The sequence below is a fragment of the Psychromonas sp. 14N.309.X.WAT.B.A12 genome (assembly GCF_030397575.1).
Taxonomy (GTDB): Bacteria; Pseudomonadota; Gammaproteobacteria; order Enterobacterales; family Psychromonadaceae; genus Psychromonas.
The window spans coordinates 122,353-139,078 of sequence record NZ_JAPNXS010000007.1 but is presented as its reverse complement, the minus strand read 5'-3'; the positions used below and the strand labels follow the sequence as shown (position 1 = coordinate 139,078).

Here is a 16,726-nt window from a genome sequence, read left to right as displayed (position 1 = left end):
TAAAAGTTATTTTATGAATAAAAAGTATTTTGGTACCGATGGTATTCGCGGCAAAGTAGGTGAGTCTTTAATTACACCTGAATTTGCTTTAAAGCTAGGTTGGGCTGCGGGCCGTGTATTAGCTAAATCGGGCAATAAACAAGTATTAATTGGTAAAGACCCACGTATATCTGGTTACATGTTAGAAGCTGCATTACAAGCTGGTTTAACTTCTGCCGGTATTATTCCTGTATTGATGGGGCCAATGCCAACACCTGCTATCGCTTATTTGACTCATACTTTCCGTGCAACGGCTGGTATCGTGATCAGTGCATCTCATAACCCGTATTACGATAACGGTATAAAATTCTTTTCACATGAAGGAATTAAATTATCTGAGAAAGTTGAATTAGAAATAGAAGCTGAAATAGATAAAGAATTGAAGTGTGTTGATAGTAGTGAAATGGGTAAAGCTTACCGTATCAATGATGCAGCAGGTCGTTATATAGAGTTTTGTAAGAGTACTTTCCCTTCTGAGTTTAGTCTTGCTGGTCTAAAGGTTGTTGTCGATTGTGCTAATGGTGCGACTTATCATATTGCTCCTTCAGTCATTAGTGAGTTAGGTGCTGAGGTCATTGCTATGGGCGTTGAGCCAAATGGTGTAAATATTAACCTTAATTGTGGTGCGACCAGTATGGACGCCATTTCAAAACGTGTTATTGAAGAAAAAGCGGACTTTGGTGTCGCTTTTGATGGTGATGGTGATCGAGTAATGATGGTCGATCACACTGGTTATGTCTTAGATGGTGATGAATTATTGTATATTATCGCCCGTGATAAACTACGTAAAGGTACCTTAAACGGTGGTGCGGTTGGGACTAAAATGTCTAACCTAGGTTTAGAGCAAGCACTTAAAACTTTAGGCATTCCATTTGACCGTTCTGATGTTGGTGATCGCCATGTAATGGAGTTAATGAAGAAAAATGGTTGGACGATTGGCGCTGAAAATTCAGGTCATGTTATTTGTGCAGAGCATTTAGCGACAGGTGACGGTATTGTGTCTGGTTTACAAGTAATGGGGGCAATGCAAGGTAGCCGTATGAATCTACATGATTTACGTCAAGGCATGAGAAAGTACCCTCAAATACTAGAAAGTATCCGTTATAATAATGAAATTGATCCACTGCAAGATGAAGATGTACTAAAAGAGTTAGCTCGAATAGAAGCTTTATTAGGTGAAAAAGGCCGTGTTTTACTACGTAAATCCGGCACTGAGCCAGTCTTTAGGGTTATGGTTGAAGCCGATGAAAGCGAAGAGAAGGTATTGGGTTATGCTAAATCTCTTGCAAGTAAAGTAAAGGTTTAAACTAGATTGTAGAGTAAGCCTGATGAAATGGTTTAATGCAGGCTTACTTTATATGTGAAACTATTTGATGTTTTTTTAAACGGTTTAGTCTGTTGTAATAACAAGTAATTAATTTGTATCAATATTCACTTGTGATCTGCACCAGCATTGGGTAGTATTCGTCCGCTTCTTTGTGGGAGCACAGGAAGTTTTAATAAGTTAAATTAGGTAATGTGAATATGTATGAAATACTGTTAGTTGTTTATTTAATTGTTTCAATTATTTTAGTTGGTTTTGTATTAATCCAACAAGGTAAAGGAGCAGGCATGGGCGCATCTTTTGGCTCTGGTGGTTCTAACACAGTATTTGGTGCAAGTGGTTCAGGCAACTTTATGACTCGTACTACTGGTATCTTAGCGTTAGTATTTTTTGTATTAAGCTTAGTATTAGGTAACCTGTCTTCACATCACGTATCAACAAACGAAGAGTTCTCAAACTTAGCAGTTGAACAAGCTTCAGAAGTACCTGTTGAAGTTGATACCTCTACTCAAATTCCTGAGTAATATTTTAAAGCGGATATGGTGGAATTGGTAGACACGCAGCCTTGAGGGGGCTGTGGCTTAGGCCGTGAGAGTTCAAGTCTCTCTATCCGCACCAAATTATGTTTTTTGATTGCGCTAATATGACTAATTCGCTATAATGTGCGCGTTTTCAAGGCAATCAATTAAACAAAAAGTAAGACTCTTTGTTTAAGCCTCAAATAAAAGATTTTAGTTTAAATGTTTTTAACAACATTTAAACAATAGTTCGGACGCGAGATGGAGCAGCTTGGTAGAAGTTAGTCGGGCTCTTTCTTAGCGGTAAAAAGGCGAAGGTCGTTGGTTCAAATCCTGCTTTCGTAACAAGTAATTCATTACTTAATTAAAGTTTCAGTTTGAATGTTATTATAATGTTTAAACAATAGTTCGGACGCGAGATGGAGCAGCTTGGTAGCTCGTCGGGCTCATAACCCGAAGGTCGTTGGTTCAAATCCAGCTCTCGCAACCACTTTCTACAAGGTAATTTATAATTAGCTTGTTAAGGTGAATAAAGTGATTTTTACTTTATTACTACATTCGATATTGCAGTGCTCAATAGCAATATCTTGTTTGATTTAATCAAACAAAAAGAATGAAGCTCCAATTTATTGGGGCTTTTTTGTTATTTGCGTATTTGATTTTTTAAATTGGTACGCTTTCTAACAACTTATGTTTATGAAAAATAAACATAAGTTGTTATTTAAATAGGGCTATATGCCCTTTTTTTGTTTCTGAAAGGGGATAGATTTGGCAAGTTTAGAAGAGCGTCTAACTGAAATGTTAGCGCCAAGTGTGGAAGATCTTGGCTACGAATTGGTTGGTATTGAATATGTTCGTGCGGGTAAGCACTCAACATTACGTATTTATATTGATCAAGAAGAAGGTATTTTAGTTGATGACTGTGCCGCGGTAAGTCGTCAGGTAAGTGCGATTATGGATGTTGAAGATCCAATCACCAATGAATACACATTAGAAGTATCATCTCCAGGTATGGAAAGACCCTTATTTAATGCTGCTCAATATGCTGCATTTATAGGTGAAGAAGTGAAAATCCAATTGCGTATGCCGATACAAAATCGCCGCAGATGGAAAGGTGTAATTAGTAATGTGGATGGAGAAATTGTTTCCATCTCTGTTGAGGGTAAAGAAGAGCGCTTCGCGCTGAGTAATATCCAGAAAGCGAATATAGTTCCAAAATTTGATTAATTAAGGCGTTAAAAATGAATAATAAAGAAATTTTATTGGTTGTTGAAGCGGTTTCAAATGAAAAAGGCTTACCGAGAGAAGCAATTTTTGAAGCATTAGAAAGTGCATTGTCTATCGCAACTAAAAAGAAATACGAATTAGAAATTGAAGTACGTGTTGATATTGATCGTGAAACGGGACATTTTGATACATACCGTCGTTGGTTAGTGCTTGAGTCTGATGCTGAAATGGAAAACCCAGCAAAAGAGATGACTTTTGAAGCTGCACAATATGATAACCCAGAAATTCAAGTGGGCGAATTTATTGAAGATGAAATCGATTCAGTAACATTTGACCGTATTACAACACAAACAGCAAAACAAGTTATCGTACAAAAAGTACGTGAAGCAGAACGTGCACAAGTTGTTGCACAGTATGCTGAAAAAGAAGGTGAGTTAATCACTGGTGTAGTTAAACGTATGACTCGTGATAGTATTTTATTAGATCTCGGTAACAATGCTGAAGCAGTTATTTTCCGTGATGAAATGTTACCACGTGAAAACTTCCGCCCAGGTGATCGTCTACGTGGTTTATTATTTAAGGTAAGCCCTGAAGCACGTGGAGCACAATTATTCATGACGCGTACACAGCCAGATGTATTGGTTGAATTGTTCCGTTTAGAAGTGCCTGAAATTGCTGAAGAGATGATTGACTTAATGGGTGCTGCTCGTGACCCAGGTTCTCGTGCGAAGATTGCTGTTAAATCAAACGACCAACGTATTGATCCAATCGGTGCATGTGTTGGTATGCGTGGTGCTCGTGTTCAAGCTGTATCAAATGAGCTAGGTGGTGAGCGTGTTGATATTATCCTATGGGATGAGAACCCAGCACAATTTGCTATTAACGCAATGGCACCTGCTGAAGTAGCTTCTATCGTTGTTGATGAAGACTCACACAGCATGGATATCGCAGTAGAAGAAGATAACCTAGCACAAGCTATTGGTCGTAATGGTCAAAACATTCGTTTAGCATCACAACTAACTGGTTGGGTATTAAATGTAATGACAGTTGCAGAGTTACAAGCTAAACATCAAGCTGAAACTGATAATGTAATTTCAGTGTTTACATCTGCATTAGAAATTGATGAAGACTTTGCTGGTGTATTGGTTGAGGAAGGGTTTAGTTCTCTAGAAGAGATTGCTTACGTTCCTGCTGAGGAGTTACTTGCTATCGACGGTCTTGATGAAGAGATGGTTGAAGAGTTACGTACTCGCGCGAAAGATGTATTAGCAACAAAAGCGCTTGCTGAAGAAGAAAGCCTTGAGGGTGCAAAACCAGCTGATGATTTATTAGCACTTGAAGGCTTAGAAGCTCACCTTGCATTTGTAATGGCAAGTAAAGGTGTAGTTACGTTAGAAGACTTAGCAGAACAAGCTGTTGATGATCTACTAGAGATTGATGAAAAACTAGATGCAGAAAAAGCAGCGGCACTGATCATGTCAGCTCGTAATATCTGTTGGTTTAGTGAAGATGCGTAATAGCGTCAGTATGGAGAAATAAATAATGTCAGAAATTCTATTAAAAGACCTCGCTAAAGACTTAAATAAATCTGAAGATGCGTTAGTTCAGCAGTTTGCGGCTGCCGGTATTACTAAAAAAGCTAGCGACACAGTAAGCGTTGAAGAAAAAGAGAAATTAACGACTCATCTACAAAAGCAACACGGTGGTGAGCAAAAACAAAAAATGACTTTACAACGTAAAACAAAAACGACGTTAAACGTAAAAGGTCAATCAAACGCAGTCAATGTAGAAGTGCGTAAAAAACGTACTTTTGTTAAGCGTACTGATGAAGAGATTCAAGCTGAAAAAGCGGCAGAGCAAGCAATCAAAGCAGAAGCTGAAGCAAAAATTCAAGCTGAGTTAGATGCGAAGAAAGAGCAAGCTGAAAAAGTACTAGCTGAAAAATTAGCGGCTAAGAAAGAAGCAGAAGCAAAAGCGAAAGCAGCAGCTGCAGCAAACAAACAAAAACAAGCTGCATCTAAATCAACTAAAACAGAAGAGCAACTTCAATTAGAAAAAGAAGCGGCTGACTTGCAGAAAAAAGCAGAAGCTGAAGCTTTAGCTAAAGTTGAGAAAGAAGCCGCATTACAAGCTGAAAACGCTAAAAAATTAGCTGAAGAAAATGCAGCGCGTTGGGCAAAAGAAGAAGCTGACCGTAAAGCAGCTGAAGGTGCTGATTACCACGTAACAACTTCTTCGGAAGCTCGTGCAGCTGAAGATTCTGTTGATGCAAAAGCGGAAGGTCCAACTCACCGTAAAAAGAAAAAGAAAGCAGTAGCTGATAAGCCTCTTGAAACACCTTACTCTCGTCGCAATGGTCGTAACAATCGTCGTGGTAAGAAAGGCGCAACAGCAACTCCTTCTGCACTTCAACAAGCATTTGAAAAACCTGCTGCTAAAGTTGAACGTGACGTTAAAATTGGTGAAACAATTTCAGTTGCAGAGCTAGCAAGTAAAATGGCTGTAAAAGCAACTGAAGTCATTAAAGTGATGATGAAGATGGGCGCAATGGCAACCATCAACCAAGTGATCGACCAAGAAACAGCAACTATCGTTGCTGAAGAAATGGGTCACAAAGTTATCCTAACAAAAGAAAATGAGTTAGAAGAATCAGTACTAGCTGAAGCACAACAAGGTGGAGCGAAAACATCTCGTGCACCAGTGGTAACTATCATGGGTCATGTTGACCACGGTAAAACGTCACTACTTGATTACATTCGTCGTGCAAAAGTTGCTGACGGCGAAGCCGGCGGTATTACACAGCATATCGGTGCTTACCATGTAGACACAGATAAAGGTATGATTTCGTTCTTAGATACACCAGGACACGCGGCGTTTACGTCAATGCGTTCACGTGGTGCTAAAGCAACGGATATCGTTATCCTTGTAGTTGCAGCAGATGATGGTGTTATGCCACAAACTGTTGAAGCGATTCAACATGCTAAAGCAGCTGGTGTACCGTTAATGGTTGCAGTGAACAAAATCGATAAAGAAGGTGTTGATTTTGACCGTGTTAAAACGGAACTTTCACAACATGACGTTATTTCAGAAGAATGGGGTGGTGAAAACATCTTCTCATACGTTTCTGCTAAAGTAGGTACTGGTGTTGATGAGTTATTAGATAGCATCTTACTTCAAGCTGAAATGCTAGATTTAGAAGCGGTTTCTACAGGCCCTGCGTCTGGTGTAGTTATTGAATCTCGTCTTGATAAAGGTCGTGGTCCAGTTGCTTCTATCTTGGTACAACAAGGTGAACTTAAACAAGGCGATATCGTATTATGTGGTCTTGAGTACGGACGTGTTCGTGCTATGCGTGATGAAAACGGTAAGCCGATTGAATCTGCTGGTCCATCTATTCCTGTTGAAGTACTTGGTTTATCAGGTGTTCCACAAGCGGGTGATGAAGCGACAGTTGTTAAAGATGAGAAGAAAGCACGTGAAGTTGCATTATACCGTCAAGGTAAATTCCGTGATATCAAACTAGCTCGTCAACAGAAAGCGAAACTTGAAAACATGTTCTCTAACATGGAAGCGGGTGAAGTATCTGAACTTAACGTTGTACTTAAGTCTGACGTTCAAGGTTCACTTGAAGCAATTTGCGAATCATTAAACAAATTATCTACTGATGAAGTTAAAGTGAACATTATCGGTCGTGGTGTTGGTGGTATTACTGAAACTGATGCATCTCTTGCTTCAGCTTCTGGTGCAATCGTAATCGGCTTTAACGTACGTGCTGATGCATCTGCGCGTAAATTAATTGATAACGAAGCGGTTGAATTACGTTACTACAGCATCATCTATGATCTAATTGATGAAGTACGCTCTGCAATGAGTGGTTTATTAGCACCTGAGTTTAAACAAGAAATTACAGGTATTGCTGATGTACGTGAAGTATTTAAATCACCTAAGATTGGTGCAATCGCTGGTTGTATGGTGACTGAAGGTACGATTAAACGTAATAACCCAATTCGTGTATTACGTGAAAACGTGGTTATCTACGAAGGTGTACTTGAATCATTACGTCGCTTTAAAGATGACGCAAACGAAGTTCGTAACGGTGTTGAGTGTGGTATCGGTGTTAAGAACTACAACGATGTACGCGTAGGCGACCAAATCGAAGTATTTGAAACTATTGAAGTTAAACGTACTCTTTAGTTTTAATATCTGAATGATGATGACGAATGGGGGCTTTTGCCTCCATTCTTATTTAAACAGCACTTAAAAGGGTGCTGATTAGGAGTTAAAAATGGCAAAAGAATATAGCCGTACTTCTCGAGTTTCTCAGCAAGTACAAAAAGAACTTGCTCGAATTCTACAACAAGAAGTAAAAGATCCACGTATTGGCATGGTAACTATCTCAGGTGTTGATATCACTCGAGACCTTGCTTACGCAACCGTATTTGTTACCTTTTTAACCATTGGTGACCAAACGAATGAAGAATCGTTAAAAGGCTTAAACGCTGCTTCTGGTTACATTCGTCGTTTATTAGGTAAAGCAATGCGTTTACGTATTGTGCCGGAAATCCGTTTTACCTTTGATGAAACACTAACTGAAGGCTTACGTATTTCAGAATTAGTTAGTGGTGCAGTGAAAAACGATAAAGTTAAATTGAAAGAAGCGGGTCGTGAAGAAGAGCAAGAAGAGGATGCAAAGTAATGGCAAAACGTGGAAAGGGTCGCCCGATTAATGGCATCGTTTTATTAGATAAACCTACGGACATCAGTTCCAATCATGCATTACAACGTGTTAAACGTATCTTCTTTGCACAAAAAGCAGGACATACTGGTGCTTTAGACCCTCTAGCGACTGGTATGTTGCCTGTTTGTTTAGGAGAGGCTACTAAGTTTTCACAGTTTTTATTAGACTCTGATAAACGTTACACGGTAACGGCTACGCTGGGTGTTAGAACAGACACAAGTGACTCACAAGGTGACGTTGTGTGTGAAAAGCCTGTATCAGTGACGCAACAACAGCTTGATGCAGCTTTGGATACATTCCGTGGTGATATTGAGCAAGTTCCTTCTATGTATTCAGCCTTGAAGTTTGAAGGTAAACCTCTATATAAATATGCACGTGAAGGGATTACCATCGATCGTCCTGCTCGTCCGATTACTGTTTATGAAATCAACCAATTGCGCTTTGAAGGCAATGAAGTTGATTTAGATATACATGTAAGCAAAGGTACTTATATTCGTACTATTGTAGATGATTTAGGGGAATTACTAGGCTGTGGCGCACATGTTTCTATGTTACGTCGTACGCAAGTTGCTGATTATCCATATCAACGTATGGTCACTATTGAAGAGCTTGAAGCATTGATTGTAAAAGCGAAAACTGAAGATATTAGCCCATACGACTTATTAGATCCGTTGTTATTAGAGATGGATACGGCAGTGAAAAACTATCCAGAAGTCAACATTTCAGATGAGATGGGGGCTTATGTATTGCACGGCCAACCGGTACAAGTCTTTGGCGCACCAGACAATACAATTGTTAGAATCACAGTAGGCGATCAAAAAACCTTTATTGGCGTCGGGCAAATGAACGATGATGGATTAATTGCTCCGAAACGATTAGCAAACTTAGATCCTTCTTAATTGTATTTCTAGTGAATGGGTATCAATATGACTAAAATAGACTTTTCTCAAATTAATAAAACTACTGCAGACTCCTTTAACGAGCAGCGTAACGTGATAAAACGCATTGCAAAAGGACAGACGGTACTTTGTGAAACCTGTGACAAGCCATTAACTTTAACGGTACTTAGCGAAGGCGAAAGTGGCGTACAATGCAGTAAAGGTTGTACCCAGATTAATTTAGAACTCGAACAATAAAAGTCCGAGTAAAGGTAATATATATGAGTTCAGAACTATATTTTATTTACGACTCTCATTGTCCATGGAGTTATGCAGCAACACCGTTAGTGCTTGCACTGGAAAATGCATTTCCTGATATGGAAATAAATGCATGGCACTGTGCGCATTATGATGGTGGTAATAGCGTTGGATTTAATACCCTTAAATCAGTAGAGCAAGAGAGTGATGTTGTTTTTTCACAGGATTATGTGCGTTTTGTAGATAGCCCTAAAAATAGCATAATTAGTGCAAATTTATTAACTTGGATTGCTGCTAAGCAACCAGAAAAGTTATTGCCTGTATTACAAGCGTTACAGCATGCTCATTTTGTTGAAGGTAATTCTTTAGGCAAAAAAATTGATTTTACAGAACTGGCTGAAACCCTAAAACTGTCGATACCCAATAAGGTATTTAAAGAAGAGCTAAGTAAAGATGCTATGTATGTTCAGTCAGACATCAGTGAATTACAAGGCTTTATGGGCACAGCTTCTTTCCCTGCTTTATTGTTGGTGCACAATGATAATGCCGTACTGTTAAATCATGCTCAATATTTGAGTAACCCACAAAGCATTGTGGCCGATGTAGAAAAACAGCTACAAGGTTAAGCTATATCAACCTGCTACTTTAAAGGGAGTGTGCTAATACCAATCACATTCCCTTTTTATTTTGTTAACAGTTACTTATTGCACTTCCTAATACCTAAACGCATACTGTATTTTTATCAACTGTTTCAGTGAGAATACAAGATGGCCGATAGCTTCCTGCTTTTTGATATTGAACAAAAAGATCAGCTTGCTGATAATGTGTTGCCCTATTTTAAAGAAAGTGTGTTACCTCGAGCGTGGGACGGTCAAGCCTTAACCTTTTCCGAAGGGGCCCGTGTGTATGCTTATCTTAATGATCAGCAAGTACCTGCTTTGATTGAAGCTGCGATTGAAGGCAGCTGGCACTTGGCTATCTTACCTCATCCTGATGCTTTATATGCCAAGCGCGGATTTTGTGCTCAGAGTAATCTTAAAAAAGCGATTCAAGATGCTGAACAAAGTGAAGTAAAGAAAGTAGATATCGTCCGGTGTAATGGTGATATTCTATTATCTTCATTGGTGTTAGGGGAAAGCTTTAACTTAATTCCTACCGCTAAAAGCTTAGGCTTTATAGAAAGAGTCAAATTAGGCTGGCATAACATCACTAAAATTCGTCGTGCTTGCCCTAAAAAAATGACGTTTATTACTGCAAATGAAAGTACAGTGACCACAGCAGCGTTAGGCGTGGTGGTGGTCGGGCATGTACATGACTCTTGGTTATCAAAACATATTTTACCTAATAGCCATATTAATGATGGTATGTGCCATGCAATGATTATTGCACCTCGTAGTGTAATGGAGTTATTGCGCTTTTTTATTATGACGTCGGTGATTAAGTACTATTCCTTACCGAGTTTTCTAGGTTTAATAAAAAGCACTGCACTAACGATCACTAATGGCGATAAATTTGAATATTCAATTGACGGTCAAACTCGTGAAGCTCAAACGCTGGCCATTGAAACTGAGCCCGAACAATTAGCATTATTAGTGGGTGAATCATTACCTATCATAGATGCATCAAGTGCTCAAAAAGAGCAGGTTAAAACTACTCGTTTACCTTCAGGTGGTGCAGTGTCTGAGATTGCCTCTAAACCATTGGCATTTATTGCGCATGCTGCAACTGATGAGTTTAAAGATTTATATCAACTGCTAAGAGACAATGCGACCGCATCTTCTGCTTTTCTAACCTTGATGGCATTATCTACCTTATTGGCCAGCGTCGGGTTATTTGCTAGTTCTGCACCTGTCATTATTGGCGCGATGATTTTAGCGCCCTTAATGGCACCGATTATCTCTCTATCAATGGCACTTGCTCGACAGGATCCTTCGTTATTAACTGCCAGTGCGCGGACCCTAAGTATCGGTATATTAGTCTCGCTAGGTTTCTCCTCCGTCGCTAGTTTTATTATCCCAATGGAGATTACTACACCTGAAATTGCGGCACGATTAAGCCCCAGCTTATTAGATTTAGGGGTGGCGGTTATTTCAGGTATTGCTGGTGCTTATGCTCATGCAAGAGTCGATGCGGCTAAGAGTCTAGCGGGTGTTGCCATAGCCGTTGCTTTAGTGCCTCCATTATCGGTAACAGGTATTGGTATTGGTTGGATGGACTCACACGTTGCTTGGGGGGCCATGTTATTATTTCTTACTAACTTAGCTGGTATCGTTTTTGCTGCTGCTTTAACGTTTCTAGCACTTGGTTTTGCTCCCTTTACTCGCGCAAAAAAAGGCTTGATGATCGCTTTTATTGGCGTGGCTTTAGTGTCAATTCCTTTAGTATTTAGTTTCTTACGTTTATCGCAGGAAGCAAAAATAATGCAACAGTTAGAAGGCAAGGAGATAGGGCAAGTGGTACTCCGTGAAGTCTATGCAAGAGCCTTAGCCCCTATTGAAGTGTCATTGAAAATAGTGACACCAGAAACTCTAAATAGCGAAAAACTGGATAAAATTAAAGGCAGTATCGAATCCCAGTTACAACAAAAAGTGGTGATGGAAGCACAAGTAGTTATTCGCAGGGAATAAATAAAGTAAGTGTTTACTCGCTTCTAAAGCTTCTGATACTAAGCTAATTTAAAGGGCAGTAAATCATGTTAAACTTCTCTTTTATTAATGATTTATAACGGTTCTTTATGTTTACACTTCGTCCTTATCAGCAAGATGCTGTGAATGCGACTTTGCATTATTTTCGTCGCTTTAGTTCACCGGCTGTGTTGGCTTTATCTACAGGAGCAGGTAAGAGCCTGATCATTGCAGAGCTAGCAAGAATAGCCAAAGGACGTGTGTTAGTACTTGCTCACGTTAAAGAGCTGGTAGAGCAAAATCATGTTAAATACGAAAGCTATGGCGTTGAAGCTTCTATTTTCTCAGCTGGACTAGGACGTAAAGAAACCTCGCAACAAGTGGTCTTTGCATCGGTACAGTCGATAGTGAATAACTTGGATCTATTTGATGATGCTTTCTCACTTTTAGTAATTGATGAGTGCCATCGAGTGCCTATGCAAGGTGATTCAAGCTATCAAAAAGTGATTAAACACTTACAATCTATCAATCCAAACCTAAAGGTTTTAGGGTTAACTGCAACACCGTACCGATTAGGTTTAGGCTGGATTTATCAATACCATACTCGGGGCCAAGTACGCAGCGAAGCACCGCGTTTTTTCCGTGATTGCATTTTTGATTTACCGATCCGCTTCTTATTAGATGAAAAGTTTTTAACTGAACCCAAAGTGATGGACATGGCGGTATTAAGTTATGACTTCTCACAAATTTCTCCCGCTAATACAGGCGCATATAAAGAATCAGATTTAAATAAAGTCATCGAAAAATCCGGTCGAGCTACACCTGAAATTATTAAGTCTGTCATTGCACATGCTGAAGATCGTCAAGGGGTCATGATTTTTGCATCAACAGTAAAGCATGCACAGGAGATTATGGGCTATTTATCAGAGCAAAGCGCCGCTTTGATTATCGGTGATACTGCGAGCAAAGATCGCGACCAAATAATCCAAGACTTTAAACTTAAAAAGATTAAATACTTGGTAAATGTTTCCGTGTTAACCACAGGTTTTGATGCACCACATGTCGACCTCATCGCTATTTTACGGCCTACTGAATCAATTAGTTTATACCAGCAAATTGTTGGGCGAGGATTACGCTTATCAGAAGGTAAAACAGATTGTTTAGTGATGGAGTTTGCAGGGAATTGCTACGACTTATATCAACCTGAAGTAGGGCAAGAAAAACCAGAGAGTGGTAGTGAAATTGTTACAATTCCTTGTCCTGCTTGCCAGTTTAATAATAACTTTTGGGGAAAGGTTGATCCAGCCGGTTTTGTGATTGAACATTATGGTCGTAAATGCCAAGGTTATTCCTTAAAAATAACCGACGATGATCAGGGTAATAAGTTTGAAGAAAGAGTACATTGTGATTATCGTTTTCGTGCTAAATTTTGTGACCAGTGCGGTTTAGATAATGATATTGCTGCTCGAGTATGCGGACACTGCGAAGCGGTATTAGTTGACCCCGATAAAAAATTACGTGAAGCGTTAAAGCTAAAAGATGCAATGATTATTCGTTGTGATGATATGCAACTCGAAGGTACAAAAAATAAACATGGTAAAAACCAGTTGAAGGTGACCTATCATGGTGGTCAAGGACAGATCAGTGAATTCTGGCAGTTAACCACGGTAAAACAAAAAGCGATGTTTTTACAGCGTTTTATTCAACCACATTTAATTGATCGTTTTCGTCCTTTTACCGATTCGTCGGTGACCAAAGTGATTCAAAATGAACATAGATTACAAGCGCCAGAAATCGTGATTGCCCATAAAGTAGGGCGATTTTGGCAAGTGAGAGATAAACTGTTCAATATCGAGCAGTTCCCCAAGGCAGTTGAAATTTTAGAGCAAATAGAGTCATAAAATAAGGGGGGGAGCGGTGATCTTTCAAGCATCAACACACATATTGAAATTTAAATATAGTTATCAAATAAGGTTAATATTATGAATAAGTTACTCTATATCCTGATTGCAATTGCTGTGATTATAGTTATCGCATTTTTTGTGTTGGGGATGCTCTCTAAAAAAGGCCAAGCATTAGGGCTAAAAGAATGGCATTTACAAGCTTGTATTAGCACTGAGAATTGTGTGATCAGTGAAGTTATTGATAACCACCCAGCGACCATTGAATCCTTAACTTTTAGCCAAGAAAAACCGGTGTTTATGGATAAACTTAAAACGGCTATTGAGGCAATGGGCGGAGAAATTGTAACGTCTGATTCATCCTATATCGCCAGCACTTTTACGTCGGGAGTGTTTGGTTTTGTGGATGACGTAGAGTTTAGAATTACCGATGATCAACAACTACATTTCAGATCGTCATCACGCGTAGGGCGTAAAGATTTTGGTGCAAATAAAAAACGTATTGAGCAACTTAAGGCTTTATTAGCTGACCAATAGTAGAGAAAAGGAACTATCTTGGATAAAAATATTGAGCAACTATTAACATTAGTGGCAGAAACAAACGATCAGTTAATAGATAAATATCCTGACTTATCGAGTACTGTTGGGTTGTTAGAGCAAAGCTTACAAGCTTCTAATGCAGTGACGATTAATAACATTAAACGTAATCTTAAATTGATGTTTATCATTTTAGATGCACACCCAGAGGTAGTTGGTGTTGGGACAGGCGAAGCAGGCACTGAAGCGTTTACTTTTATTGACCAGTACTCGCTATCGAATCTATCTAATGAATTGGTCATGCAGCTAGCTGAAAAATATATCGTTTAATAATGCAGAAAGAACGACATTTTAATTACCTCATCATCGGAGAAGCACATGAATAGAAAGAAAATGACCTTACCAGTTTTTATGAGCGCGTTATTAGCAGGTGTGCTAACTAGTAGTTATGTTCATGCTGAATCTGAGCACCAACACGGCCCTGATGCTGAACATGGGCATCCTCCATCACCTGAAAATGCCGCGATACAGGCTCGTTTAGGTGATACAGGGACACTGATGGGGACTATTGCTATTCCTGAGTCCGTAGAAACCTGTGGCGACCAACCAGGTGTGACTCGATTACTTTGTTTAATTGATCTTTTGAAATCAAGCGTTTCCGATGATGCATTAGCATTAATGCAATTAGATTATTCTGTTGCCGAAGCTAAAAAGTGGAGCAATCTGCCTGCAGGGGCTTTTCCTTCTCGTCCTGGTATCTTTTTAGGTGAGTTAAAGGTTGAGCAACGTGGCGTGGTAAAAGCTATCTTAATGGAAGCAACAGGCATTGAAGAAAATGAAGGTTTTGATGAGTTATTACAAACGCTGAATGCAGATGATTATATCGGTACGGTGAGCGATGATTATAAAGCGGGTTATTCTTCGTTTAATAGTAAACTGGCCTTTTTAGGTACACCCTCTAAAACAGGTCTCTGGGAACTTTATTACGGAGGGCATCACTTAGCTTTATCAAACACATACAAAGATGGTGAGTTAATTGGTGCAACACCTTCGTTTAGAGGCATAGAGCCTTTCCATGCTTTTGAAATGAATGGAAGAACCAACATTCCGATGTTACAAGAAAGAGATACTTTTGCCGCTTTACTTAACTCGTTAACACCCGAGCAGCTTAAAGAAGCTGAATTAGAAGGTACTTACCGCGATATACTTGCCGGCCCGCAGGCTGATGATGCCATTCCTGATCAACAAGAAGGGATGAGTGTTAAAAAACTCAGTGACACTCAAAAGGTATTGCTGCTAAAAGCAATTGCTACCTATGTTGACGATATTAATGCAATCGATGCTAAAAAGTATATGGATAAATACCGTTCGGAAATGGATGGCACAGTAATCGGCTACTCAGGCACAACCGATTTAAACAGTGAAGATGATTACGTACGAGTTGATGGCCCATCTCTGTGGATTGAGTTTTCGTTACAATCTAATAAATCAACCAATGAAAAAGGTAACCATCCCCATTCTGTTTGGCGTGATAAAACGGATGATTACGGTGGTCAAACTGAATGATCTTGAGTAAAGCACTACGCATTAATTTACTCGCATTATTGTACTTATTTTGCGCCAGTGCGACACATGCTCATTCGCTACCTGGCAGTGTTGTAACCTTATCGGAACAAGCAGACCAAGCGTTGAGTGTCAGTATTAGCTTTCCTTTGGAAGACTTGTTGATCGCAGCACCAGAGCTTAAGGCGTTAAGTCAGGTTGACGTCGATCAAAAGCTATCGGTTAAGCTGTTAGAGGAACTAGCAGCTTATTTACAACAGCATCTATTTTTACAACGTGCTGGAGAAAAATTACCGATCAAGGCGCAACAAGCTGAAGTTGATGTGGTTTACAATGAACACTTGGGTTACTTTAAGTCAGTATTTGTAACGCTGTTAGTTAGCCATAAAGCACCGGAAAAGTGGTTTCCATTACAACTTAGTTACGATGTAATAATGCATGAAATACGAAATCACAGAGCAACGGTATATTGGCAAGAAGCGGATAACAGCTTAACTAAATTAGCTAACTTTGGGTTTAAGAAGTCTCAGGGAAAACCTGTTGTTCATCGTCTAAATCACTAACGAATTTAGCTAACCAATTGTGTTAGTGAATAAAGTTAGTTAATTAAAGCAATAATTAATATTCAACTAAAAATAATAATAAAAAGAGAAGGTTAATATGAACGTAAATAAAATAGCATTAATCATCGGAATAATCTGTATTCTGCTTGGCACCACCGTTTCTGTATTAGGTATCTGGGGATATATTGGCGATTCAGGTCTGGTATGGCGCGCATTATCGACACTAGTCGTTGTATTACTAGGTGTCATCTTAACGGTCACCATCAATAATATGACTTCCGGAAAAGATAAGTAGTTTTCTTATCGCTTGAAATTAAGTAAATCAGAGAGCTGTATGGCTCTCTATTGTATTAATCCAGCTAAATAATATTTAACTAGCCCTTTATAATGAACTTCAAGGTTGGATAAAAACGCGAGTTAACATCACTATTTATTATAGGATTGCTCCATTAAATTATGTCTCTAACCAGTTACAGCTGCAATAATTTTCCTGAACTATGTACAACTAGCAATATTGTTTCATAAATGATTTAACTATCTCATTTTATATAATGTT

16 protein-coding genes and 2 tRNA genes are annotated in these 16,726 nt (G+C 39.1%); all 18 read left to right on the top strand.

From position 1 onward, the window contains the following. The first annotated feature begins 13 nt into the window (after positions 1 to 13). Positions 14 to 1,345 carry a phosphoglucosamine mutase gene (gene glmM, locus OW492_RS10910; RefSeq protein ID WP_290039987.1) on the top strand — a complete coding sequence of 444 codons (1,332 nt, stop codon included), beginning with the start codon at positions 14 to 16 and terminating at the stop codon, positions 1,343 to 1,345. 218 nt (positions 1,346 to 1,563) lie between these two features. Continuing rightward, complete coding sequence (secG, locus tag OW492_RS10905; RefSeq protein WP_290039986.1) at positions 1,564 to 1,887, top strand: preprotein translocase subunit SecG; 324 nt, start codon at positions 1,564 to 1,566, stop codon at positions 1,885 to 1,887. 9 nt (positions 1,888 to 1,896) lie between these two features. Continuing rightward, positions 1,897 to 1,981, top strand: a tRNA-Leu gene (locus OW492_RS10900). A gap of 313 nt (positions 1,982 to 2,294) precedes the next feature. Further along, positions 2,295 to 2,371, top strand: a tRNA-Met gene (locus OW492_RS10895). 278 nt (positions 2,372 to 2,649) lie between these two features. Then, the gene (gene rimP, locus OW492_RS10890) at positions 2,650 to 3,108 is read left to right on the top strand and encodes a ribosome maturation factor RimP (protein ID WP_290039985.1); all 459 of its coding nucleotides are present in this window, start codon (positions 2,650 to 2,652) and stop codon (positions 3,106 to 3,108) included. 14 nt (positions 3,109 to 3,122) lie between these two features. After that, complete coding sequence (nusA, locus tag OW492_RS10885) at positions 3,123 to 4,625, top strand: transcription termination factor NusA (protein WP_290039984.1); 1,503 nt, start codon at positions 3,123 to 3,125, stop codon at positions 4,623 to 4,625. 25 nt (positions 4,626 to 4,650) lie between these two features. Continuing rightward, complete coding sequence (infB, locus tag OW492_RS10880; protein WP_290039983.1) at positions 4,651 to 7,302, top strand: translation initiation factor IF-2; 2,652 nt, start codon at positions 4,651 to 4,653, stop codon at positions 7,300 to 7,302. A 91-nt stretch (positions 7,303 to 7,393) separates the two neighbouring features. Beyond that, on the top strand, positions 7,394 to 7,804 hold the full coding sequence (gene rbfA / locus OW492_RS10875; protein ID WP_290039982.1) for a 30S ribosome-binding factor RbfA: 411 nt from the start codon (positions 7,394 to 7,396) through the stop codon (positions 7,802 to 7,804). After that, the gene (gene truB / locus OW492_RS10870) at positions 7,804 to 8,745 is read left to right on the top strand and encodes a tRNA pseudouridine(55) synthase TruB (RefSeq protein WP_290039981.1); all 942 of its coding nucleotides are present in this window, start codon (positions 7,804 to 7,806) and stop codon (positions 8,743 to 8,745) included. The genes rbfA and truB overlap by 1 nt, the downstream gene beginning before the upstream one ends. Before the next feature lie 27 nt (positions 8,746 to 8,772). Next, positions 8,773 to 8,982, top strand: a complete 210-nt coding sequence (locus OW492_RS10865) for a hypothetical protein (RefSeq protein WP_290039980.1) — start codon at positions 8,773 to 8,775, stop codon at positions 8,980 to 8,982. A 23-nt stretch (positions 8,983 to 9,005) separates the two neighbouring features. After that, the gene (locus OW492_RS10860) at positions 9,006 to 9,608 is read left to right on the top strand and encodes a protein-disulfide isomerase (RefSeq protein WP_290039979.1); all 603 of its coding nucleotides are present in this window, start codon (positions 9,006 to 9,008) and stop codon (positions 9,606 to 9,608) included. Positions 9,609 to 9,749: 141 nt separating this feature from the next. Next, on the top strand, positions 9,750 to 11,609 hold the full coding sequence (locus OW492_RS10855; protein ID WP_290039978.1) for a TIGR00341 family protein: 1,860 nt from the start codon (positions 9,750 to 9,752) through the stop codon (positions 11,607 to 11,609). Positions 11,610 to 11,716: 107 nt separating this feature from the next. Next, a complete protein-coding gene (locus tag OW492_RS10850; RefSeq protein ID WP_290039977.1) occupies positions 11,717 to 13,507 on the top strand; it encodes a DEAD/DEAH box helicase in 1,791 nt (596 codons plus the stop codon). An 81-nt stretch (positions 13,508 to 13,588) separates the two neighbouring features. Further along, positions 13,589 to 14,044 carry a DUF1499 domain-containing protein gene (locus tag OW492_RS10845; protein WP_290039976.1) on the top strand — a complete coding sequence of 152 codons (456 nt, stop codon included), beginning with the start codon at positions 13,589 to 13,591 and terminating at the stop codon, positions 14,042 to 14,044. 18 nt (positions 14,045 to 14,062) lie between these two features. Beyond that, on the top strand, positions 14,063 to 14,374 hold the full coding sequence (locus OW492_RS10840; RefSeq protein WP_290039975.1) for a hypothetical protein: 312 nt from the start codon (positions 14,063 to 14,065) through the stop codon (positions 14,372 to 14,374). Positions 14,375 to 14,422: 48 nt separating this feature from the next. Next, positions 14,423 to 15,610 carry a DUF3500 domain-containing protein gene (locus OW492_RS10835; RefSeq protein ID WP_290039974.1) on the top strand — a complete coding sequence of 396 codons (1,188 nt, stop codon included), beginning with the start codon at positions 14,423 to 14,425 and terminating at the stop codon, positions 15,608 to 15,610. Beyond that, complete coding sequence (locus tag OW492_RS10830; RefSeq protein WP_290039973.1) at positions 15,607 to 16,170, top strand: hypothetical protein; 564 nt, start codon at positions 15,607 to 15,609, stop codon at positions 16,168 to 16,170. The genes OW492_RS10835 and OW492_RS10830 overlap by 4 nt, the downstream gene beginning before the upstream one ends. A gap of 97 nt (positions 16,171 to 16,267) precedes the next feature. Continuing rightward, a complete protein-coding gene (locus tag OW492_RS10825; protein WP_290039972.1) occupies positions 16,268 to 16,465 on the top strand; it encodes a hypothetical protein in 198 nt (65 codons plus the stop codon). The last annotated feature ends 261 nt before the right edge of the window (positions 16,466 to 16,726 follow it).